Raw genomic sequence first — 21,893 nt, 5'->3', positions numbered from 1 at the left:
GGCCCGGGGCGGCGGTCAGCCGCCCCAGGCCCAGTCGGCGACCTCGGGCAGGTCGACGCCGTGCTCCCGGATCCAGTCGTGGTGCCGGTACCGCACGTCGGCCATCGCCTGCCGCACCCCGGCGGCCCGCACCGCGAGGCCCGGGACCCGGTCGATGACGTCCATGACCAGCCGGTAGCGGTCCAGGTCGTTGCGGAGCACCATGTCGAACGGCGTGGTGGTGGTGCCCTCCTCCTTGTAGCCGCGCACATGCAGCTGGTCGTGGTTGGCGCGGCGGTAGGTCAGCCGGTGCACCAGCCAGGGGTAGCCGTGGTACGCGAAGATCGCCGGCCGGTCGCGGGGGAACAGCGCGTCGTACTCGTGGTCCGGCATGCCGTGCGGGTGCTCGCCCTGCGGCAGCAGCCGGGCGAGGTCGACCACGTTGACCACCCGCACGGCCAGCTCGGGCAGGTGGCGGCGGAGCAGGTCGGCGGCGGCCAGCACCTCCAGGGTGGGTACGTCGCCCGCGCAGGCCAGCACCACGTCCGGCTCCCGGTCGGCGCCGTCGCTGCTCGCCCAGTCCCAGATCCCGGCGCCGCGCGCGCAGTGGGCGCGGGCCTGCGCCAGGTCGAGCCAGTCGAAGGACGGCTGCTTGCCCGCGACCACCACATTGACGTAGTCGCGGCTGCGCAGCACATGGTCGGCCACCGCGAGCAGGGTGTTGGTGTCCGGCGGCAGGTAGACCCGGACCGCTTCCGGGCTCTTGTTGAGGACGTGGTCCACGAAGCCCGGGTCCTGGTGCGAGAAGCCGTTGTGGTCCTGCCGCCACACATGCGAGGTGAGCAGGTAGTTGAGCGAGGCGATCGGGGCCCGCCAGCCGAGTCGGCGGGTGGTGCGCAGCCACTTGATGTGCTGGTTGGCCATCGAGTCCACGATGTGGACGAACGCCTCGTAGCAGGAGAAGAGGCCGTGCCGGCCGGTCAGCAGATAGCCCTCCAGCCAGCCCTGGCAGGTGTGCTCGGAGAGGATCTCCATCACCCGGCCGCCCCGCACCAGGTGCTCGTCCACCGGCAGCACCTCGGCCTCCCATGCCTTGCCGGTGGCGCCGTAGACGGCCTGGAGCCGGTTGGAGGCGGTCTCGTCCGGGCCGACCAGCCGGAAGTCGCGGCGGTCGGCGGTGGCGGCCATCACCTCCTCCAGCAGTTCGCCCAGTACCCGGGTGGGCTCGTGCAGCGAGGCGCCGGGCCGCTCCACGGCCACCGCGTACCGCTCCAGCGGCGGTACGGGCAGTTCGCGCAGCAGCAGGCCGCCGTTGGCGTGCGGGTTGGCGCCGAGCCGGTGCGGCCCCTCCGGCAGTTGGGCGAGCACCTGCGGCCGGGGGCGGCCCTGCTCGTCGAACAGCTCCTCCGGGCGGTAGGAGCGCAGCCACTCCTCCAGCTGCCGCAGATGCTCGGGGTTGGTGCGCACCTCGGGGATCGGCACCTGGTGGGCGCGCCAGGTGCCCTCCACCGGCAGGCCGTCGACCTCGGCCGGGCCGGTCCAGCCCTTGGGGGTGCGCAGTACGATCACCGGCCAGCGGGGGCGGTCGGGGTAGCCCTCGTCGCGGGCGGTGCGCTGGATGATCGCGATGTGGTCCAGGGCGGTGTCCAGCGCGTGGGCCAGCGCCCGGTGCACCTCGGCCGGGTCGTCGCCGGTGACGTGGATCGGGTGGTGGCCGTAGCCGCGCAGCAGCTCGTCCAGTTCCTTCTCCGGGATGCGGGCCAGCACCGCCGGGTTGGCGATCTTGTAGCCGTTGAGGTGCAGGATCGGCAGTACGGCGCCGTCGTGCACCGGGTCGAGGAACTTGGTGGAGTGCCAGGAGGCGGCCAGCGGCCCGGTCTCCGCCTCGCCGTCACCGATCACGCAGGCCACCAGCAGTCCGGGGTTGTCGAACGCGGCGCCGTACGCGTGGGAGAGCGAGTAGCCCAGCTCGCCGCCCTCGTGGATGGAGCCGGGGGTCTCCGGCGCGACATGGCTGGGGATGCCGCCGGGGAAGGAGAACTGCCGGAACAGCCGGGCCATGCCCGCCTCGTCCCGGGTGATGTCGGGGTAGGTCTCGGTGTAGCTGCCCTCCAGCCAGGAGTTGGCCACCACGGCGGGGCCGCCGTGGCCGGGGCCCCAGATGCAGACGGCGTCCAGGCCACGGGCGGCGATCACCCGGTTGAGGTGGGTGTACACCAGGTTGAGGCCGGGCGAGGTGCCCCAGTGGCCCAGCAGCCGGGGCTTGACGTGCTCGGGGCGCAGCGGCTCGCGCAGCATCGGGTTGGCCAGCAGGTAGATCTGGCCGGCCGCGAGGTAGTTGGCCGCCCGCCAGTGGGCGTCCAGCGCCGCCAGCTCCTCGCCGGTCAGCTCCGGGCTCGGGCCGGGGGCGCTGGTCCGGTCTGCGCCGGTCGGGTGTTCGCGGTGCTGGTGTTCGCGGTGCTGGTGTTCGCGGTTCTGGGCCTGGCCGCTCATGACGGTCTCCGCCACGGGTCGGGCGTCGGGCATGGCCTGCTCCTTCGTCGGGTCGGGCTCGTCGGGTCGGGCTCGTCGGGTCGGGCTCGTCAGTACCGGGTCGGTCCGTACGGGGGCCGCCCCGGCACTGACGAGCCTGCTGCGTCGCGGGCGCTCCCGCCAGGGCCGGACGGGCCCGCCGGACGGTACGGGGCCCGGGGCGGTGGCTACCCGGGGAGCCGGGCGCCATACCGGGCGCGGGGTCACAGTCCCGCGTCGGCGGCCCCGCGCCGCAGCACCTCGGAGAGCATCGCCGGGGTCACCCTGCCGGTGGAGACATTGCGCCGACTGGGGTGGTAGCAGCCGTACAGGTGCAGCTCCGGGCCGCCCGCGGCGCCGGCCAGCACCACCCGTACGCCGTGCCCGAAGGCCGGGCGGGGGCGCGGCACCCGCCAGCCGGCGGCGGCCAGCACCGGCAGCACCGCCTGCCAGCCGAAGCCGCCCAGCACCACCGCCGCGCGCAGCGTGGGGCGCAGCAGCTCCAGCTCGCGGGCCAGCCAGGGCCGGCAGGTGTCCCGCTCGGCCGGGGTGGGGCGGTTGCCGGGCGGGGCGCAGCGCACCGGCATGGCGATCCGTACGCCGCGCAGCCGCAGCCCGTCGCCCCTGCCGGTGGCGGTCGGCTGCGAGGCCAGCCCGAGGCCGTACAGGACGGCGTACAGCACATCGCCGGACGGGTCGCCGGTGAAGGCCCGGCCGGTGCGGTTGCCGCCGTGCGCGGCCGGGGCCAGGCCGACCACGGCCAGCGCGGCGTCCGGCGGGCCGAAGCCGGGGACCGGGCGGGACCAGTACTCCTGGTCCCGGTAGGCCGGGCGCCTGACCCGGCCGGCCTGCTCGCGCCAGGCCACCAGCCGGGGGCAGGCCCGGCAGCCGGTCACCGCCGCGTCCAGCCCGGCGAGGTCGGCCGCGCGGGGGGCGCTCCGGGCGGGGTGGGCCGGGTCGTCCGGTGCCTGCTGCATGCCTGCGACCCTCCTGGCGGAGCCGGGTGGCACCCCGCGCCCCCGTACGTAGGATGGACTGGTCCGATGCACCCGGGACAGGTCCGCACGGGCCCGGTCGGCCCGGCGGCACAGGGAGCGCTGCCATGACCAAGAACATCACGTGCCGGAGGATCTACGAGGAAGCCTCGCCCGCCGACGGCGTGCGGGTGCTGGTGGACCGCATCTGGCCGCGCGGCGTGCGCAAGGAGGACGCCCACCTGGACGAGTGGCTGCGTGAGGTCGCCCCCTCCGCCGACCTGCGGCACTGGTACGGGCACCAGCCGGAGCGGTTCGCGGAGTTCCGCCGCCGCTATGAGCGGGAGCTGCGGGACCCCCGGCGGCAGGAGGCGCTTGAGCATCTGCGCGAGATCGCCGAGCATGACGGGATCACGCTGCTCACCGCCACCCGGGACGTCGACCACAGCCAGGCCGCGGTGATCGCGCTCTGGCTGACCGACGAGGACTGACCGACGAGGACTGACCGACGAAGGCCGAGCGACAAGGACCGCGCACCGAAAGAGGTACCGCCCGTGCCAGCTGCCGCCGACGGCCGGATCAGCGCCACCGGACCCCGCGCCCTGTGTGACATCGCCGCGCTGGCCGCCGGGGCCGACGAGGCGGCGGCGGGCGCGCTGTGGCGGCTGGCCGAGTCCGGCCGCCAGCTGGACGCCAACCTGGTCCGGCTGCCGCCCGGCCACCGGGTCGGCACCCACACCGAGCCGGACCTCGATGTGCTGCTGCTGGTGGTCTCCGGCGGCGGCACCCTGACCGGCGGCGGGGAGGAGCAGCGGCTCGCCCCGGGCGGGCTGCTCTGGCTGCCGCACGGCTCCACCCGCGACCTCGCGGCCGGCCCCGACGGCCTGGCCTACCTCACCGTCCACCCCCGCCGCCCCGGCATGCGCATCCGCTCCGCTCCCCCCGGCCCCGGCCCCGGCGCCTGACCCACGAGCGTCCGCCCGGGTTACCGGCGCACACGCGTGCCTCGGTAGCCTTGGACGTTCGGGTGAGGGGCGGCGGCCGAGGAGAGCTGATGCGGCGGGGCGGGGCGATACCGGCGCGGTTCGTGGACGGGTATCCGGAGTTGCTGGCGGAGGTGTCGGCCACCGGCCGGCTGCTGCGCCGCCCGGAGCTGGACGGCCTGCGGGCGCTGGGCGAGCAGGCCGCCGAACAGGGCCACGGGCTGCGGGAGCTGGTCGGCCTCTACCTGCACGCCACCCGGACCGCCTGGGACACCCTGCCCGGCGTCTCCCGGGCCGTCGGCACCCCCGAGCTGCGCCGCACCGGCGGCTGCGTGCTGGCCGCCGCCGATGCGGCGGTCGCCGCGCTGGCCGAGGGCTATGAGCACGCCCAGCAACTGGCGGTGCGGCAGGAGGGCGCGGCCCGGCAGGAGTTCGTCGACGACCTGCTGTACGGCCGCAGCGATCTGGGGCTGCTCTCCGAGCGGGCCGAGCGCTTCGGCCTGCGGCTGGCTCGGGCGCACACCGTGACGGTGGCCTGGAGCGACGAGCCGTACAACGACGCCCATCCGCTGGCCCGCCGGGCGGACCGGGAGCTGGTCGGCCGGTTCGGCGAGCACCAGGTGCTGCTGACCACCAAGGAGGGTCGGCTGGTCTGCATCGCGCCGGACGACGCGACCACCGTGCCGCAGGCGCTGGCCGCGCTGGCCGACGCCCCCGAGGCGTCGTCCGGCAGCGGCGCGGCCGGGTGCGGGACGTTCCAGGTGGCGGTGGGCCGGCCGCACAGCGGTCCCAGCGGCGTGGTGCGCTCGTACGAGGAGGCGCTGAGCGCGGTGGAGCTGGCCGACCGGCTGGAGCTGCGGGCACCGGTGCTGCGCGCCGCCGACCTGCTGGTCTTCCCGGTGCTGCTGCGCGACCGGGCCGCCATGGCGGATCTGGTGCTCACCGTGCTGGGACCGCTGCGGGACGCACGCGGCGGCGCCGGGCCGCTGCTGGAGACGCTGACGGCGTACTCGGCCACCCGCTATGTCGCGGCGGAGGCGGCCCGGCGGCTGGGGCTGAGCGTACGGGCGCTGACGTACCGCCTGGAGCGCATCCACCGGCTGACCGGCTATGACGCCGACGACCCGTTGCAGCGCTTCACCCTGGAGACCGCCGCGATGGGCGCCCGGCTGCTGGACTGGCCGACCCGGGCACTGTGACCCAGGTCACCGGCCCTCCTGGTGAACGCGGCCCGTCCTGCCGGGTTGCTTCGGGTGGCCCGCGACCGGATTACGTACCTACCTCGCGATATCGGCCGCACCCCGGATGTCAAGGAGGGGTAAAGACTGCCGGAATCCGGCAATGCGCGATCCGGTCCGGGTCCGGGACAATCGGCACGCCGGGGACCCGACGCCCACGGGGGCGGGACGTCCCGGCAGCGCGACGGCCGGGAGGCCGGGGAAGGGGAGGTGGCGCACATGGGGGGATTCATCGACGCCGCACTGGGCTTCCCGGCCGTCGTGTTCAGCTTCGCCCTGCTGGTGGTCATCGCCTACTGGGTCTTCGCGATGCTCAGCGGGATCGGCGGCGGCGACCTGGGCCACTCGGGGGACGCGGCGCACGGCCCCGACCTCGACCACGGCGACGTCGCCGGGAGCGACGTGGACGGGGGCGGCACGGACGCCGACCACGGAGGCGGCCACGGCTTCGGCGGTCTGCTGGCCGCCGCCGGGCTCGGCGGCGTACCGGTCACCGTCTCGCTGTCGCTGCTGATCGCGCTCACCTGGTTCGCCGCCCTGGTCGCCACGGTGCTGCTCGGCCGGCTGCACGACTCCGGCACTTCGGGCGCCCTCACCGCCGTGGTCACCGTGCTGGCCACCGCCGCCGCCCTGGTCGCGGGCTGGCTGGTCACCCGGCTGCTGGTCCGGCCGCTGCGCCGGATGCTGCCGAACGTACGGCCGCCGTCCCGCCATGACTTCGTCGGGCTGACCTGCGTGATCCGCACCGGCCGGGTCACCGCCGACTTCGGCCAGGCCGAGGTCACCTCAGCCGACGGCTCGTCAGCGGTCGTCCAGGTGCGGCAGACCGACGACGCGCCGCTGCGCGCGGGCAGTACCGCGCTGATCTTCGACTACGACGCGGACGGCGAGTTCTTCCGGGTCATGCCGTACGGGGTCATGCCGTACGGGGAGCAACCCGTCGGCTGACGCCGCCACCCCGCCCGCACTCTCTCTTCCGCTCCACCGACTCCTGGGACTGCTCATGGACGCCATCACCACGGGCCTCGGCGTGCTCATCGCCGTCGTCCTGCTCATCGCCCTCGGCGCGCTGCTCATGGTCGGCCGCCTGTTCCGCAAGGTGGAGCAGGGCAAGGCACTGATCATCTCCAAGACCCGCACCGTGGACGTCACCTTCACCGGCGCCATGGTGCTGCCGGTGCTGCACAAGGCCGAGGTGATGGACATCTCGGTGAAGACCATCGAAATCGCCCGCACCGGCCGCGAGGGCCTGATCTGCCAGGACAACATCCGGGCCGACATCCGGATCGCCTTCTTCGTACGGGTCAACAAGACCGCCGAGGACGTCATCAAGGTCGCGCAGGCCATCGGCACCGAGCGGGCCAGCCACCAGGAGACCCTCCAGGTGCTCTTCGCCGCGAAGTTCGCGGAGGCGCTGAAGACCGTCGGCAAGCAGCTGGACTTCGTCGACCTCTACACCAAGCGCGAGGAGTTCCGGGACCGGATCATCGGCGTCATCGGCACCGACCTCAACGGCTACCACCTTGAGGACGCCGCGATCGACTACCTCGAGCAGACTCCGATGAGCCAGCTGGACGCGGCCAACATCCTGGACGCCCAGGGCATCCGGAAGATCACCGAGCTGACCTCGCTGGAGCATGTGCGCACCAACGAGTTCCAGCGCACCGAGGAGAAGGAGATCACCCGGCGCAACGTCGACGCCCGCGAAGCCGTACTGGAGCTGGAGCGCCGCCAGGCCGACGCCGAGATCAAGCAGCGCCGGGAGATCGAGACGCTGCGGGCCCGCGAGGAGGCCGAGATCACCCGGGTCCAGGAGGAGGAGCGGCTGAAGGCCCACACCGCCCACCTGCGCACCGAGGAGCTGCTCGGCGTCCAGCGGGAGAACCAGGCCCGCGAGATCGCCGTCGCCGAGAAGAACCGCGAGCGGGTGATCGCGGTCGAGGCCGAGCGGATCGAGAAGGCCCGCCAGCTGGAGGTCATCGCCCGCGAGCGGGAGACCGCACTCACCCGGATCGCCGCCGACAAGGAGGTCGAGGGCGAGAAGCGCTCCATCGCGGACGTGGTGCGCGAGCGGATCGCGGTGGAGAAGACCGTCGCCGAGCAGGAGGAGGCCATCAAGCGGCTGCGGCTGGTGGAGGAGGCCGACCGCAACCGGCAGGCGGTGGTGATCCAGGCCGAGGCGCAGGCCCAGGAGAGCCTGGTCAAGGGGATCAAGGCGGCCGAGGCCGCCGAGCAGGCCGCCGCCTTCAAGGCCCGCGAGGCGCTGGTGATGGCCGAGTCCCGGCAGAAGGCCGCCGTGATGGACGCCAACGCCGCCGTGCGGATGGCCGAGGGCATGCGCGCCAAGGCCGCCGCCGAGGGGCTGGCCGCCGTGGAGGTGCGCGAGCGGGAGGCCGAGGCGATCGAGAAGGTCGGCCTGGCCGAGGCCGCCGTGGAGCAGCAGAAGGCGCTGTCCGGTGCCGCCCTGATCCGGGAGAAGCTGAAGGCGGAGGCCGAGGGCCTGACCGACAAGGCCGCCGCGATGGCCAAGCTGGACGAGGCCGGCCGGGGCCACGAGGAGTACCGGCTGCGGCTGGAGGCGGACAAGGCCGTCCGGCTGGCCGGGCTGGACGCCCAGCGGCAGGTCGCGGAGGCGCAGGCCACGCTGCTGGGCACCGGGCTCCAGCAGGCGAAGATCGACATCGTGGGCGGCGACACCGTCTTCTTCGACCGGCTGGTCAACTCCATCTCGATGGGCAAGGGCGTGGACGGCTTCGTCCAGCACTCCGAGACCGCGCAGGCACTGGGCCGGTCCTGGCTGGACGGCACCGGCGACTTCACCGCCGACCTGACCAAGGTGCTGGGCGCGCTCGGCTCCGGCGACGTGGCCAACCTGGGGCTCTCCGCGCTGGCCGCCCAGCAGCTGAAGGGCTCGGACGAGAGCCGGCTGCGGGCCCTGCTGGCCGAGGCGCAGGCGGCGCAGCACGGGGCGGCGCCCGCCGCCCCGACCGCCAACGGCATCAAGCAGTAACACCGGCGCAGCAGCCCCACCGAGGAGACCCCGATGACCGACACCGCCCCGGCGCCGCAGGCCGCGCAGCTGGACGCCGGCACCTACGAGGTGCTGCGCGCCCGGCTGGCCGACCGGGCCGCCGAGCTGGCCCGCCGGGCCAGGGAGCTGGACGGCAGGCGACGGGACGCCTTCGGCGGTACGCCGCTGGAGCCGACCGCCGCCGGCCGGGCGGCCACCGCCCGGCCCGGGGTGCCGCGCGACCTGGCGGCGGTCGGCTCCCTGCTGGTCCTCGGGGTCTCCCCCACGGCGCTGGACGACACCCCGGCGCCCGGGGAGGTGCTGGCGGCGTACGCGCCCGGCGAGGACGGCCCGCAGCCCGCCACCGTGCCGGGGCTGCTGGACGACCCGGACCTGATCCGGGACTTCGCCGAGCTGCACCGCTACTACCGCGACGCCCGGCTGCTGCGGCTGCACCGCACCGACACCCGGCTGCTGGCCGTCTTCCGCACCGGGCCGGGCCCGGCCGACCTGCGGGTGCTGCGCTGGCGGGTGGACCCGGACGGCGCGGTGGCGTACCTCGACAACCGGGGCGAACCGGATCTGGAGCACCCGGCGCCGTACGACTTCGCCTGGACGGCCGCCACCCGGGAGGACCACCTGCCCGGCCGGCACCCGCAGATCGCGGTGGCGGGCGGCGCGCTCTACGTCTCCACCACCGGCGGCAGCCTCACCGTGCGCAGCGACCCGGACACCGCCGCGCAGCGCGGCGAGCTGTACCGCGAGCCGGTGGACGAGCCGCTCCAGTCGCTGGCCGACGCCGACGTGGAGTACGCCCGGGTGGCGTCGGCGCTGGTGCTGGTGCGGGTGCGCCCGTACAAGGAGCAGACCTGGCGGTATCTGGTGCACAGCGCCGCCACCGGCCGGGTGGTGCGGCTGGACGGGATCGGGCAGGCGTGCCGGCTGCTGCCGGAGGACCAGGGCGTGGTCTTCCCCGGCGGCTACTGCCTGGCCACCGGGACGGTGCGCACCTTCGACACGGGAGTGGCCGGGCTGGAGTTCCAGCGGGCGGTGCGGTCCGCCGACGGCGAGGACGTGCTGTACGCCTTCGCGGACCCGGCGGGCGGGCCGACCCTGCTGCTCGCGTACAACACCATCCGGCAGGAGGCGGCCACCCCGATCGCCTGCGGCGGCTGGGCGCTGCTGCCGGACGGCACGCTGGCGGTGCTCCGGGCCGACCAGGAGTCCTCCCGGCTGCACGCGGTGCAGCTGTGGCGCAGCCCGTTCGCCTCGGACGAGTACCTGGCGCTGCACCGCACCGCCGAGGACGGGCCGCTGACCCGGATCGGCAACCGGGAGCTGGTGCGCGGGGTGGCGGACTGCCTGGCGGCGGTCCGGGCGGCGCAGGGGACCGCCCGAGCGGATGCCGGGTCCACGGCGGGCTTCGAGCAGCTGGTGGCGGCCTGCGGCCGGGCGGTGGACCGCTACCACTGGCTGGGCGAACCGGAGTTGGGCGGGCTGCTGGAGCCGCTGACCGCGCTGCGGGACACCGGGCGGGCGGTGCTGGCGGAGCACCGGCGGGTCGAGGAGCTGGCGGCGCGGGCCGCCGCCGCCGTCACGGAGGCCGCCGAGCGGACCGCTTCGCTGGTGCGCCGGGCCCGGGGCGAGCTGCCGGACACCGCCGAGGGCTGGGTGGAGCAGCTGGCCGGGCTGCGGCGGGCCCGGGGCGGGCTGGCGGTGCTGCGCGACCTGCACCGGGTGGACCTGGGCCGGGTGGACGCGCTTGAGGCGCAGCTGGTCGAGGAGTTGGACGCGGCGGCGGGCCGCGCGGTGGACTTCCTGGCCGGGGAGGACGCCTTCGCTCCGGCGCTGGCGGACGCGGCGGCGCTGACGGCCCGGTCGCGGGAGGCGGCCACCGACGCCGAGGCGGCGGCGGTGGCGGAGCGGATCGCGGCCCGGGTGGACGGGCTGGAGCTGGTCACCGAGGTGGTCGGCGGTCTGGAGGCCGCCGACGCGGTGGTGCGTACCGGCATCCTGGAGCGGATCGGGGAGGCGCTGGGCGCGCTGGGCGGGGCCCGCGCGGTGCTGGAGGCGCGCCGCCGGGAGCTGCGGGAGGCGGAGGGGCGGGCGGCCTTCGAGGCGGAGTTCGCGCTGCTGACGCAGAGTGCGACCGGGGCGCTGGCGGCGGCCACCACGCCGGAGCGCTGCGAGGACCAGTTGGGCAGGCTGCTGCTGCGGCTGGAGGGTCTGGAGACCCGGTTCGCGGACGCCGAGGGGCTGCCGGCCCGGTTGGAGGCCAAGCGGGAGGAGGTCCAGGAGGCGTTCGCGGCCCGCAGGCAGGCGCTGCTGGACGAGCGGGCCCGCAGCGCGGACCGGCGGATGGCGGCCGGGGAGCGGATTCTCGCCGGGGTGCGGCGGCGGGCGGCGACGCTGGGCTCGGCGGAGGAGCTGGGCACCTACTTCGCCACCGACGCGGCGGTGGCCCGGGTGCGGGCCGCCGCCGAGGAGCTGCGCGGGCTCGGTGACCCGGTGCGGGCGCAGGAGCTGGCCGACCGGCTGGACGCGGCCCGCCAGGAGGCCGGGCGGGCGCTGCGGGACCGGCAGGACCTGTCCGGGGTGGACGGCACGCTGCGGCTGGGGCGGCATCACTTCGCGGTGGCCGACCAGCGGCTCGAACTGACCCTGGTGCCGCACGGCGACGGCCTGGCGTTCGCGGTGGCGGGCACCGACTACCGCTCGCCGGTGGCCGATCCGGCGTTCGCCGCCACCCGGGCGTTCTGGGACCAGCCGCTGGCCTCGGAGTCGCCGGAGGTCTACCGCTCGGAGCATCTGGCGGCGCTGGTGCTGGCCGAGGCGGAGCCGTCCTCGGAGGCGCTGGCCGCGCTGTACGCGAGCGCCCAGGAGCCGGACGGGCTGCTGGAGCCGGTCCGCCGGGCGGCGGCCGAGCGCTATGACGAGGGCTATGAGCGCGGGGTGCACGACCGCGACGCGGCGGCGATCCTGGCGGCGCTGCTGCGGCTGCACGCGGGCGCCGGGCTGCTGCGGCACCCGGGTCCGGCGCGGGCCGCGGCCCAGCTGTTCTGGGCGTACGGGACGGACGAGCGGGCCCGGACCGGCTGGCTGACCCGGGCGGGCTCACTGGCCCGCGCCCGTACGGTCTTCGGCGCCTCCCCGGCCGTCGGTGAGCTCTGCGCGGAACTGGACGCGGCGGTGGCCGCCTTCACCGGGCGGGCCGGGCTGCCGGGCGGGCCCGGCGCGGGGGCGTACCTCTTCGAGGAGCTGGCGGGCGGGCAGTCCGGCTTCGCCACCAGCGGCGGTGCGCGGGCGCTGCTGGCCGCCTTCCAGCAGGCGCTGGGCGGCCCGGATTCGACGGCCCGCAAGGAGTACGAGGACGATCTGCGGCAGCTGGAGGGCGAGCTGACCACCCGGCACCAGCTGGTGCTGGCCTGGCTGGGCTCCTGCGCGGCGGCCGGCGGTCTGGACCCGGCCGACCTGCCGGAGGCGGTCGCGGTGGAGCTGCTGGGCACCGCGCTGCCCCGCCGGGACTCGGCCGCCGCGCTGACCGCCACGGTGGACGGCCTGCTGGGCACCCACCCCCGGATCGGCGGCGGCTCGCTGCGGGTGCGGCTGGACGAGCTGCTGGAGCGCACCCGGGTCTTCCGCGCCGAGCGGGTCCCGGCGCACCGGGCCTATCTGCGGCAGCGGGCCGAGCTGGTGGCGGCCGAGCGGCGGCGGCTGCGGCTGGACGCGTACCGGCCCCGGCCACTCGGCGGCTTCGTCCGCAACCGGCTGATCGACCAGGTGTACCTGCCGCTGATCGGTGACAACCTGGCCAAGCAGCTGGGCACGGCGGGCGATTCGGCGTCCACCGACCGGATGGGCCTGCTGATGCTCATCTCGCCGCCCGGCTACGGCAAGACCACGCTGATCGAGTACGTGGCGGCCAAGCTGGGCCTGGTGCTGGTCCGGGTGGACGGGCCGGCGCTGGGCTCGGGCACCACCTCGCTGGACCCGGCCGAGGCGCCGAACGCGACGGCCCGCCAGGAGGTCGAGAAGATCAACTTCGCGCTGGAGCTGGGGAACAACGTCCTGCTGTACCTGGACGACATCCAGCACACCAGCCCCGAACTGCTCCAGAAGTTCATCCCGCTGTGCGACGCCCAGCGCCGGGTGGAGGGCGTGTGGGACGGCCGGGCGCGCAGCCACGACCTGCGGGGGAAGCGGTTCGCGGTCTGCATGGCCGGCAACCCGTACACCGAGTCCGGCCGCCGCTTCCGGGTGCCGGACATGCTCGCCAACCGCGCCGACGTGTGGAACCTGGGCGATGTGCTGGCCGGGCGGGATGACCTGTTCGCCGCCAGCTACCTGGAGAACGCCCTCACCGCCAACCCGGTGCTCGCCCCGCTGGCCGGCCGCGACCCGGCCGACCTGGAACTGCTGGCCGCCATGGCGCTGGGCACCGAACCGGTCCGCGCCGACCGGCTGAGCCACCCCTACCCGCGGGCCGAGCTGGAGGCGGTGCTCGCCGTGCTCCGGCACCTGCTGCGGGCCCGGGACGCGGTACTGGCCAGCAACAGGGCGTACATCGCCTCCGCCGCCCGCTCCGACGCCTCCCGCACCGAGCCGCCCTACCTGCTCCAGGGCTCCTACCGGGACTTCAACCGGCTGACCGAGCGGATCGTCCCGGTGATGGACCCGGCCGAGGTGGACGCGGTGCTGGACGACCACTACCGGGGCGAGGCCCAGGCACTGGGCGCCGACGCGGAGGCCAACCTGCTCAAACTGGCCGAACTGCGCGACCGGCTCGACCCCGACCAGGCCGCCCGCTGGACCGCCGTCAAGGCCGGCTACCTGCGCGACCGGGCCCTCGGCGGCTCCGGCGACGACGCCACCGCCCGCGCCGTGGGCGCCCTGGGCCTCCTCGCCGACCGCATGTCCGCCATCGAAGCCGCCATCACCCACGCCACGGGCCACCCCCGGCCCTGACCGCCGAGCACGCAGAGCGCTCGGCTGGGAAACCCCCGGCCGAGCGCCTGCCCGGACTGCTCGCGGGGCGTTCGCCTGCTGGAGCGGGCGCTCAGCCGTCCTTGGGCGGAACGACGAACCCCCGCGTCGGCCCGGAACCCGGCTTCTCGTCGGGGAACCTGAACGCCAGGGAGGCCAGCGCATCAGCGGTCACATCCCGGCGGGTGCCGGGGTCAACCGTGTCGTACACCCGCCACCCACCGGCAGGGTCCTCCGGATTCTCCGGCGCGACCACCCCCGGAATCCCCAGCCGCCCCAGCACGACGGCAACTCGGCGGCCCTGCTCCGCATCCATGCGTTCCCCTCACGGTTCCGGTGCGCAGCAGCCTACTGGCCGTCCCCGCCCCCTCCCGAGCAGTGCGAAGCGCAGTTCCCTGGGTTGATCGGGCCACACCCACCAGGCTTCGGCGTGTGAGAGCAGTCGGCCGCCACCAAAACCAGAGCCCCAGCCGACCCCACCCACAGCTCACGGTCCACGGTGTGTCCAGCCTGTTCGATGACGGCCACCGTGCGAGTAAGCGCGTGTTCGTCATGGCGCTCGGGGTCGGGGCGCTCGGGCCAGTGGTGCACGAAGCGTCCCAGGCTCTTGCACAGGTTCTCGTACAGGTTGGTGTGCAGGATCAGGGCGTGCCATCCCTCGTCCACCACGTGGGAGGGCGTGATCTTGACGGTGGGGAACTGGGCGGCGGCGTCAATGAACTTGAGCGCTTCCACCACGATCCGCTCGGCCGCAGCCTCTTCCATGTCGGGGTTGTTGTCGATGACGGTTGCGACGACACCACCGAACGCGGCAGGAGTGAGTAATGCGCGTACATCGTGCATGTGCGTTCCTCCCTGTTGTGGCACTTCACAGCCGCCCCGGTAGCTCGACTGTCCAAGGTTTCCGCTACCGGGGTGGTTGATCTATTCGACGCGAACCACCATCGCGAACGAGGTGCGAATGCGCCGGAAGCCGACGTGACCAGACCGGCCCGTATGGCCAATGATCCGCCGAAGAGCGAGGGCTGCGCACCTATATTCACGTTGAGGGGTAGAGGATCACGGGCGGCAGGTGTCGGCCCATTCCGTGAGCAACGCCCTGGCTCCTTCTCCGAACTGCGCGTGACGTTCGTAAATTGCGAACACTTCGAGGTGCTCCGCAATGTCCCTGGCATCCTGGAAAACCATGCGTCCCGTGAATGTCTCGACGGTCACCAGACGCTGATCGTAGATCGTGAAGGTATTCAGCGGCCCACGCCCGACGACCGTCCCTATCGGGACTACACCGATACGTACGTTGGGAAGTCGAGATAGCGAGACAAGGCGATCGATCTGCACCGACATTGCGGCACGCGAAACTACGGCCCATCTGACAGCCTGCTCCGTCAGCACGAAGGTGAACCGTTTCGTGATTTCGTATAGGATCGCCTGCCGCTCCAACTTCCTTGCGATCGTCCTTGACGTTTCCACCGGCGAGTGGCCGAGGCTTGCCTTGATGTACTCGGGCGTCGCCAGCAGGCCCGTAACCATCGCGGGCAGGAAATAGCGAAGCGTCGTCGCTTCTCCTTCGAGACCAGCCAGCTCTGCCTGACGTTTCTCCAACCCCCTGCGCCAGGACGACCGTTTCCCCTGCCATTCGGTATTGGCAAGGCGCGCTAGGGCGGAAACCTCTGCCATGAGTTCGGGGGGTGCTTCGAGTGCCCTGAGAATCAACTCGACATCGACAAGGCCCGGTGTAATCCGTCCAGTCTCGATGTTGCTGAGCTTGGTCTGGGAGATGTTGCAGCGCAGAGCGAGCCAGACCTGCGTACGGCTGGCTCGCTTTCGCATCGTTCGAAGTGTTTCCGCCAGGTCAGCTTTCGACTGGCCCAGCTGACCAGGGTCAAACGTCAAGGCCCCTCACGTACTCCTCGAAAGGCACGGAGTGCCCCAAAGCGATCCGCCTCCACTCCCGATATGGACCCAGATCGCCCTTGTACATCTCGCGATTAATCTGGGTACCGTCCGGCCGGAAGTTCAGGTTCGCGATACGGGCTTCGTCGAACATCCACCAGTCACACCCGGGGAGCGGCAATCCGAAGTCGTCCCGTGTCACGTCCAGGACGCGGATATCTTCTCCAGCAGCGATGTTTCCGGGGATTCCCCACGCAAATTGATACCGCTGGTAGTCGGTAAGCGGACGGCGAACGACGCGGACGCGTCCGATGCGCTTGCCGGATTCGATGTATCCGCGTACCCGCTCGTGCCAGCGGGCATTGTGGTCGGCGGGTCTGCCCTCGCCTCGCAGGAAGCGGGCAACGTTCTCTTGCTCTCTGGGCATGGTGTAGGTCGGCTGGGCCTCGAACCGCCACGCTTCGTGCTCGAAGGCGTCGAAGAACCGACGCCAGTCTTCACCACCCAAGAGCACGGAAGGCCTCCCGCAGAACGTGCTCGGGGATCTCCACCAGCCCTTCGCCGCTGGGTGGAGTGAACGCATCGGATACGTCTCCTTGCACGACAAACGAACCACTCTTGGTCCGGTAGACGTTCGGGCAGTCGTCGTCGTCACAATTGGGTCCGCCGACGTTGCCGGTAAGGCGGGTCAGTCCTCCACGCGCCATCGGGCCCCTCCTCCGGCGCAGGGCCGGTCCCTGGTCGCCAGGAGGACGGTAGGCCGGCGGGGCGTGCGCGGTCCATGGCGGATCGCCGATATTCGTGATGTCGGGTAGACGATCACGGGGGAGATGTTGTACGACATGGCCTCGCTGACCAAGGTCGTGGCCACCTGGCCGCTGATCGGCCGCCAACTCCACTCGATCGATTTGGACTCCCCGGTCCGCAGCGTCCTGCACCAGTTGCCGGCCGATGCGCCGGAGGGGCAGGTGACGGTACGGCAGATCCTCGCCCACACCACCGGCCTGCGGGCCGACACCCGCCTCGACCGGTACCGGGGCATCGGCATCGACCTCGCCGAACTCATCTGCCGGGAAGACCTGATCGCGGTGCCCGGCGCCGGACACCGCTACATCAACCGCGGCTTCATCCTCGCCGGACTCGTCCTGGCCCGGATCACCGGGCGCCGCCTGGACGAACTCGCCACCGACCTGTGGCAGAGCCTGGGCATGACCGGCACCACCTACGGCCCCGACGCCCGAGCCGCCCACGTCGCGCCGACCGGACAGCGCTTCCCCGGTGCCCCTCGACTGTGGGGCCTTCCGCACGACGACAACGCAGCCCTGCTGGGCGGCGTCGCCGGACACGCCGGGGTCTTCTCCACCCCGGCCGACCTCGCCGCCTACGCGGCCGCCCTGCTCAGGGGTCGCGCCGACAGTTCGCCACTCGGCCGCTGGCTGACCGAGAGCATGGTCCCTCAGGCCGCTATCGAGCCCGGCCTGCACCGGGGACTGGCCTGGGTCCTCGCCGACGAGGGCCGTGTCGCGTACCACCACGGCTTCACCGGGACCAGCCTCTACCTCCACCCGGCAACCGGCCGCTACCTGGCCATCTGCACCAACGCCGTCTACCACCGCCAGGACAACCGCACCCGCCTCGCCCCACTGCGGGCCCTCGCACTCAAGGCGATCACCGCCGAACCCTAGGCAGGGCCCGCCCCGCCCCACCTCGGCTCGGCGGCCCCGGGCACGTCCTCACCGTCTCCGTCCACACGACCTGGCCAGCCCCGGCGCAACCGATCCGGGCCCCAACCGGTCAGAGCAGAGTGGAGTACTCGCGAGTAGGGTGCGGGCGTGGAGCTGTCCTGGGATCTGCTGCGCCCCGTGATCTCCGTGCCGTACCTGCCGACACTCGGGCCCGTCCACCCCGATGCGGTGAGCACGGACCTGGTCGCCGCTATCGTCCGGGTCGCCGGGACCGGGGAGTTCCTGCCCCACGACAAGGATCACCGATGGTCCGCCCGCAAGGATGAACACCTCCTCGTCGGTGACGTCCACCAGGACCTGCACCGCACCCTGATCCCCACCATCACCGGCTGCGGCGTCCTGCGCGTCCACCTCTACGGCGCCCCCGAGTACCGCCCGGAAGCCCTGGCAACGGCGGCCAGGCTCGCCGCCGTCCACGACGCCACCACGGCCCGCGTGGTGTGGTTCCGGACCGAGCCGGACCCCGTGGCCGCCTCCACCCGCGTGCAGCTGCGCACCTTCGACCAGTCGGCCCCGGCCGTCGACGGCATCGGGCACCTGGACGTCCTCCCCGAGCCCGTTCGCGTCACGTTCGGCGTGTTCGCCGAGAAGCTGGCCGACGAGGGCTTCGCCTTCCTGCACTCCCGGATCGACAGCGTCGGCCCCGTCCTGACCACCGTCCACGACGACCGTGTGGTGGGCGCCATCGGCCCGATGGAGACGATGCCCGACCCGACCGGCAAGGCCCGGCTACTGCCGCAGTACTTCGGCGTGCTGCCCGAGTACCGGGGTCTCGGACTCGGCAGGCAGCTGTGGCGCGCGGCGATGCACTGGGGCAGCGAGAACGGCGCCGACTACCAGCTGCTACAGACCACTGCGGGGGGGCGCCTCCGACCGGTTGTGCCAGGCCGAGGGACTGGCCGACCTCGGCTTCGTCTGTACCACGACGGTGTGACCACCACCGTCTTCGGCGCCGGCCACCCACGGCCCTGACAAGAAACGACCAGCCAGGCACCTTTCCCATGTCGCGGGGCGCCGACCCCAGGCAGAGCTGCCGCAGAGGGGACCTGGCAAGCGGATCGTCCTCTCTGGAGAGGAGCCGATGACTGTGACGCACTGTCGCGTTGTGGTTCGGATCAGCTGCTGCCAGCTCTAATCTATGAGCACCTGAATCCCCATCAGCCGGAGGACTTTGACGTGGGCGTGAAGCAACAGAGCGATTGGGTGGCCGCAGCTGCGGACCAGGTGATCGCCGAGGGCAAACGCCGTGGCGGGGCTCCGCTGGTGTGCGCGTCCGGGATCAGCCCGTCCGGGCCGGTGCATCTGGGAAACCTGCGGGAGATCATGGTGCCGCACTTCGTGGCGGACGAGATTCGCCGTCGGGGTCTGGAGTGCCGGCATCTGCTGTCCTGGGACGACTACGACCGGCTCCGGAAGGTGCCGGCCGGTGTCCCGGCCGACTTCGCCGAGCACATCGGCCGACCGCTGACCGCTGTGCCCGACCCCTGTGGTGAACACGAGAACTGGGCGGAGCACTTCAAGGCCCCGCTCCGTTCGGCCCTCGCCCAGCTGGGTGTCGAGGTCGATGAGGTCAGCCAGACGCAGATGTACAGCTCCGGGGCCTACCGCGAGCAGATCGTGCACGCGATGCGCCACCGGCAGCAGATCGACGGCGTCCTCGGCCGGTACCGGACGAAGAAGGCCGACGTGGAGGTGGAGCAGGACGAGGAAGACCTGGCTGCCGCCAGCACCGGAAGCTACTACCCGTACCGGCCCTACTGCGAGGTCTGCGGTCGGGACTCCACGACGGTCACCAGCTTCGATGACGACAGCACGGACATGCGGTACCGGTGCGAGTGCAGCCACGAAGGCGGATTCGCACTCGCCGACGCCGACGGGGGGAAGCTGGTCTGGAAGGTGGACTGGCCGATGCGCTGGGCGTTCGAGGGCGTGACCTTCGAGGCCGGCGGCGTCGATCACTCCTCTCCCGGTTCCTCCTTCACCGTCGGGTCGCAGTTGGTGCGCGAGGTGTTCGACGGGCTGCCGCCGTCCTACCTCGGGTACAGCTTCGTTGGGATCAGCGGCATGGCCAAGATGAGCAGCTCGAAGGGAGGCGTGCCCACTCCGATCGACATCCTGGAGGTCCTGGAGCCCGCAGTGCTTCGCTGGCTCTACAGCCGCCGCCAGCCGCGGCAGTCGTTCCAGGTCGCTCTGGACGCGGAGATCCTTCGGCTCTACGACGAGTGGGACGCGCTGGGGCGCAAGGTGGAAGCGGGGACGGCAACGGAGGTCGAGGCAGCGGTGCGGGCCCGCTCGGCCGGTCCGGCGGCCGGGCCGTTGCCCGTCACGCCGCGTCCGCTGCCGTTCCGTACGCTGGCGTCGGTGGCGGACGTGGCGGCCGGCGACCCCGAGCAGACCCTTCGTATCCTGCGGGACTTCACCGTCGAGCAGCCGCTTGCGAGCTTGGAGGAGGCCCGGCCCCGGCTGGACCGGGCGCAGGCGTGGGTGAGCACCTACGTCGCGGCCGAGGAACGGACGCAGGTGCGCACCGAGCCGGACCTCGCGCGGCTGGAGCAGCTGTCTCCGGCCCAGCGGGGGGCGTTGAAGCTGCTGCTGGACGGCTTGGACGAGCACTGGTCACTCGACGGTCTGACTCTGCTGGTCTACGGGGTGCCGAAGGTGCAGGCGGGGCTGCCGTGGGATGCTCCGGCGTCACCGGAGTTGAAGACCGCCCAGCGGGAGCTGTTCGTGCTGCTGTACGAGCTGCTGGTGGGCCGGGACACGGGTCCGAGGCTGCCCACCCTGCTGCTGGCGCTCGGGGCAGACCGGATTCGGTCGCTGCTGACCGTCGCGTAGGCGGCCGGTCGGGCCTCGGCTGTGGCCGGCTGCGGCGCCGGAATGGTGGCGGCCTGGTGGACGGGTGCGGTTGTGCGGGTACGTCGAGGGCCGGGTCGGAGTCTGTTGCTCTGGTCCGGCCCTCAGCATTCGGTCTGGTTGCCGGTTGGAGCCCGGTTCGGGTGAGGATCTGATCGGCGACCTCGGTGGCCGGGCGGTGCTCGGTGTCGATGTGGTCGGCGAAGGCGGGCTGCCGCAGGGCTTCGAGGCAGCGTTCGACCTGGTTGCCCTCCCAGCTGAGCGGCCCCCACTTGTCGGGGCCTTCGCCGCGTTCGCGTAGGCGGTCGCGGATGTCGGCGGCCGGGGCGAGCAGTAGCCAGGGGTGGGCCCGTGGACGGCGAAAGAGCCCGCCTCTACGATGATCCGATGGCGTCGATCAAGCAGTTCCAAGTCACCTTCGACTGCGCAGAACCTGAGCGTGTCGCTCGTTTCTGGTGCGAGGTGTTGGGGTACGTCGTGCCGCCGCCGCCGAAGGGGTTTACTACTTGGGGCGATTTCGATCGCTCGCTGCCGCCTGAGGATCAGGGTTCGGCGTTCGCCTGCATCGATCCCTCGGGTGTGGGCCCGCGACTGTTCTTCCAGCGCGTTCCCGAGGGGAAGGTCGTCAAGAACCGGCTGCATCTTGACGTGCGGGTCGGCACCGGGCTCGTGGGTGAAGAGCGCCTGGCCGCGCTTGAGGCCGAATGCGCACGACTGATCCCGCTCGGCGCGGTACGCGTGCAACTACTGGTTGCCGATGGCGTCAACGAGTCGTGCCTCGTGATGCAGGACATCGAGGGCAACGAGTTCTGTCTCGACTGAGCGGCCGCGCACGCGGCACCTTCGCGAGTCGACTGGTGCAGTCCGCCGTCACGAGGGCCGCCGTCCCGCAGCGCGCCAACGGCCGTGATCCACACCCTTCGGAGTCCGCCAGCAGGGACCGGTACGGGGCGGGCGCCGACCGCGTCCACGGCATCAACGACGACCAGCTGAGGGCGATCCGGACGTTGCTGGGGCACCCTGCTGCTGATCCGCCGACGCCCGGCGCGGCCTGCGGCAGTCCATGTGACGGCGGACGAACGGGGAGAGGCGGGCCACATCCTCGTCGCGGACATCGAACCCGTCCTCCGCAACCGGCCGACGGCCGCGCCGAGCAGTCCCTTCGGGCCCCCTCTGCCGGCGGGGGCCGCAGCTCTGGTCGGGGCCGGTCAGAGCAGGGTGGGGAACTCACCGGCGTTGACGGCCTGGACAAAGCCAGCGAACGCATCCGCCGAAAACACCAGGGCAGGCCCGGCCGGGTCCTTGCTGTCCCGGACCGGCACGGTGCCCGGGTACTGCTCAGCGATCTCAATGCAACCGCCGCCGCCACCGTTGCTGTAGCTGGACTTCCGCCACTGAGCGCGGGTCAGAGCCGGCGCAAGGACAGTGCTCATACGGATCATGCCTCCAGAATCACTCATCGGAGCCGGTCAGAGCAGGGTGGGAAACTCACCGGCGTTGACGGCCCAAACGAAGTCAGCGAACGCGTCGGCCGAGAACACCAACGCCGCCCCCTCCGGGTCCTTGCTGTCCCGAACGGGCACGGTGCCGGGGTACTGCTCAGCGATCTCAATGCAACCGCCGCCATCACCGTTGCTGTAGCTGGACTTCCGCCACTGAGCGCGGGTCAGAGCCGGCGCAAGGACAGTGCTCATACGGATCATGCCTCCAGAATCACTCATCGG

At 72.6% G+C, this 21,893-nt stretch carries 20 protein-coding genes; 11 read left to right on the top strand and 9 right to left on the bottom strand.

Annotated elements, in window-relative coordinates:
- Window positions 1–15: 15 nt before the first annotated feature.
- Together ACIQGZ_RS04285 and ACIQGZ_RS04280 are read right to left on the bottom strand one after the other, a co-directional pair.
- Window positions 16–2,505, bottom strand: a complete 2,490-nt coding sequence (locus ACIQGZ_RS04285) for a phosphoketolase (RefSeq protein WP_402599255.1) — start codon at window positions 2,503–2,505, stop codon at window positions 16–18.
- A 209-nt stretch (window positions 2,506–2,714) separates the two neighbouring features.
- The gene (locus ACIQGZ_RS04280) at window positions 2,715–3,467 is read right to left on the bottom strand and encodes a uracil-DNA glycosylase (RefSeq protein WP_402599253.1); all 753 of its coding nucleotides are present in this window, start codon (window positions 3,465–3,467) and stop codon (window positions 2,715–2,717) included.
- Between the two features lie 125 nt (window positions 3,468–3,592).
- Between ACIQGZ_RS04280 and ACIQGZ_RS04275 the strand changes: the two genes are divergently transcribed.
- The 6 genes from ACIQGZ_RS04275 (at window position 3,593) to ACIQGZ_RS04250 (ending at window position 13,660) form a co-directional block, all read left to right on the top strand.
- Complete coding sequence (locus ACIQGZ_RS04275; RefSeq protein ID WP_402599251.1) at window positions 3,593–3,955, top strand: DUF488 domain-containing protein; 363 nt, start codon at window positions 3,593–3,595, stop codon at window positions 3,953–3,955.
- Between the two features lie 63 nt (window positions 3,956–4,018).
- Window positions 4,019–4,429: a cupin domain-containing protein gene (locus tag ACIQGZ_RS04270; protein WP_402599250.1), complete on the top strand. Its 411-nt coding sequence runs from the start codon at window positions 4,019–4,021 to the stop codon at window positions 4,427–4,429.
- Between the two features lie 89 nt (window positions 4,430–4,518).
- On the top strand, window positions 4,519–5,646 hold the full coding sequence (locus ACIQGZ_RS04265) for a PucR family transcriptional regulator (RefSeq protein WP_402599249.1): 1,128 nt from the start codon (window positions 4,519–4,521) through the stop codon (window positions 5,644–5,646).
- 258 nt (window positions 5,647–5,904) lie between these two features.
- Complete coding sequence (locus tag ACIQGZ_RS04260) at window positions 5,905–6,633, top strand: hypothetical protein (RefSeq protein WP_402599247.1); 729 nt, start codon at window positions 5,905–5,907, stop codon at window positions 6,631–6,633.
- 55 nt (window positions 6,634–6,688) lie between these two features.
- On the top strand, window positions 6,689–8,695 hold the full coding sequence (locus ACIQGZ_RS04255; protein WP_402599245.1) for a flotillin family protein: 2,007 nt from the start codon (window positions 6,689–6,691) through the stop codon (window positions 8,693–8,695).
- A 33-nt stretch (window positions 8,696–8,728) separates the two neighbouring features.
- Window positions 8,729–13,660 (top strand): DNA repair ATPase, encoded by a 4,932-nt coding sequence (locus tag ACIQGZ_RS04250; protein ID WP_402599243.1) that lies wholly within the window; start codon window positions 8,729–8,731, stop codon window positions 13,658–13,660.
- A 91-nt stretch (window positions 13,661–13,751) separates the two neighbouring features.
- On the opposite strand, the gene ACIQGZ_RS04245 is transcribed toward ACIQGZ_RS04250, so the two are convergent.
- The 5 genes from ACIQGZ_RS04245 to ACIQGZ_RS04225 all read right to left on the bottom strand — a co-directional run bounded on the left by ACIQGZ_RS04245 (window position 13,752) and on the right by ACIQGZ_RS04225 (window position 16,278).
- Complete coding sequence (locus ACIQGZ_RS04245; protein ID WP_402599241.1) at window positions 13,752–13,994, bottom strand: hypothetical protein; 243 nt, start codon at window positions 13,992–13,994, stop codon at window positions 13,752–13,754.
- A 32-nt stretch (window positions 13,995–14,026) separates the two neighbouring features.
- On the bottom strand, window positions 14,027–14,521 hold the full coding sequence (locus ACIQGZ_RS04240) for a glycine-rich domain-containing protein (RefSeq protein WP_402599239.1): 495 nt from the start codon (window positions 14,519–14,521) through the stop codon (window positions 14,027–14,029).
- Window positions 14,522–14,737: 216 nt separating this feature from the next.
- Window positions 14,738–15,571, bottom strand: a complete 834-nt coding sequence (locus ACIQGZ_RS04235; protein ID WP_402599237.1) for a helix-turn-helix domain-containing protein — start codon at window positions 15,569–15,571, stop codon at window positions 14,738–14,740.
- Complete coding sequence (locus tag ACIQGZ_RS04230) at window positions 15,561–16,085, bottom strand: DUF6879 family protein (RefSeq protein ID WP_402599235.1); 525 nt, start codon at window positions 16,083–16,085, stop codon at window positions 15,561–15,563. The genes ACIQGZ_RS04235 and ACIQGZ_RS04230 overlap by 11 nt, the downstream gene beginning before the upstream one ends.
- The gene (locus ACIQGZ_RS04225; RefSeq protein WP_402599233.1) at window positions 16,069–16,278 is read right to left on the bottom strand and encodes a hypothetical protein; all 210 of its coding nucleotides are present in this window, start codon (window positions 16,276–16,278) and stop codon (window positions 16,069–16,071) included. Before ACIQGZ_RS04225 ends, ACIQGZ_RS04230 begins: the two co-directional genes overlap by 17 nt.
- 123 nt (window positions 16,279–16,401) lie before the next feature.
- Here ACIQGZ_RS04225 and ACIQGZ_RS04220 point away from each other — a divergent pair, with 123 nt between their 5' ends.
- The 5 genes from ACIQGZ_RS04220 (at window position 16,402) to ACIQGZ_RS04200 (ending at window position 20,991) form a co-directional block, all read left to right on the top strand.
- The gene (locus tag ACIQGZ_RS04220; protein ID WP_402599232.1) at window positions 16,402–17,256 is read left to right on the top strand and encodes a serine hydrolase domain-containing protein; all 855 of its coding nucleotides are present in this window, start codon (window positions 16,402–16,404) and stop codon (window positions 17,254–17,256) included.
- Window positions 17,257–17,403: 147 nt separating this feature from the next.
- A complete protein-coding gene (locus ACIQGZ_RS04215) occupies window positions 17,404–18,288 on the top strand; it encodes a GNAT family N-acetyltransferase (RefSeq protein WP_402599231.1) in 885 nt (294 codons plus the stop codon).
- Between the two features lie 204 nt (window positions 18,289–18,492).
- Window positions 18,493–20,151: a lysine--tRNA ligase gene (lysS, locus tag ACIQGZ_RS04210; protein WP_402599230.1), complete on the top strand. Its 1,659-nt coding sequence runs from the start codon at window positions 18,493–18,495 to the stop codon at window positions 20,149–20,151.
- 145 nt (window positions 20,152–20,296) lie between these two features.
- Complete coding sequence (locus ACIQGZ_RS04205) at window positions 20,297–20,470, top strand: hypothetical protein (protein WP_402599229.1); 174 nt, start codon at window positions 20,297–20,299, stop codon at window positions 20,468–20,470.
- An 86-nt stretch (window positions 20,471–20,556) separates the two neighbouring features.
- Window positions 20,557–20,991, top strand: a complete 435-nt coding sequence (locus ACIQGZ_RS04200; RefSeq protein WP_402599227.1) for a VOC family protein — start codon at window positions 20,557–20,559, stop codon at window positions 20,989–20,991.
- Window positions 20,992–21,377: 386 nt separating this feature from the next.
- Here the strand turns inward: ACIQGZ_RS04200 and ACIQGZ_RS04195 are convergent, their stop codons facing one another.
- Together ACIQGZ_RS04195 and ACIQGZ_RS04190 are read right to left on the bottom strand one after the other, a co-directional pair.
- Window positions 21,378–21,611, bottom strand: a complete 234-nt coding sequence (locus ACIQGZ_RS04195) for a DUF397 domain-containing protein (RefSeq protein WP_402599226.1) — start codon at window positions 21,609–21,611, stop codon at window positions 21,378–21,380.
- Window positions 21,612–21,638: 27 nt separating this feature from the next.
- Window positions 21,639–21,893 (bottom strand): DUF397 domain-containing protein (locus ACIQGZ_RS04190; protein ID WP_402599225.1); only part of this gene is annotated, 255 nt, incomplete at its 5' end.

It is taken from the genome of Streptomyces sp. NPDC092296 (assembly GCF_044755465.1).
GTDB lineage: Bacteria > Actinomycetota > Actinomycetes > Streptomycetales > Streptomycetaceae > Peterkaempfera.
This window is presented reverse-complemented; position numbering and strand designations above follow the sequence as displayed.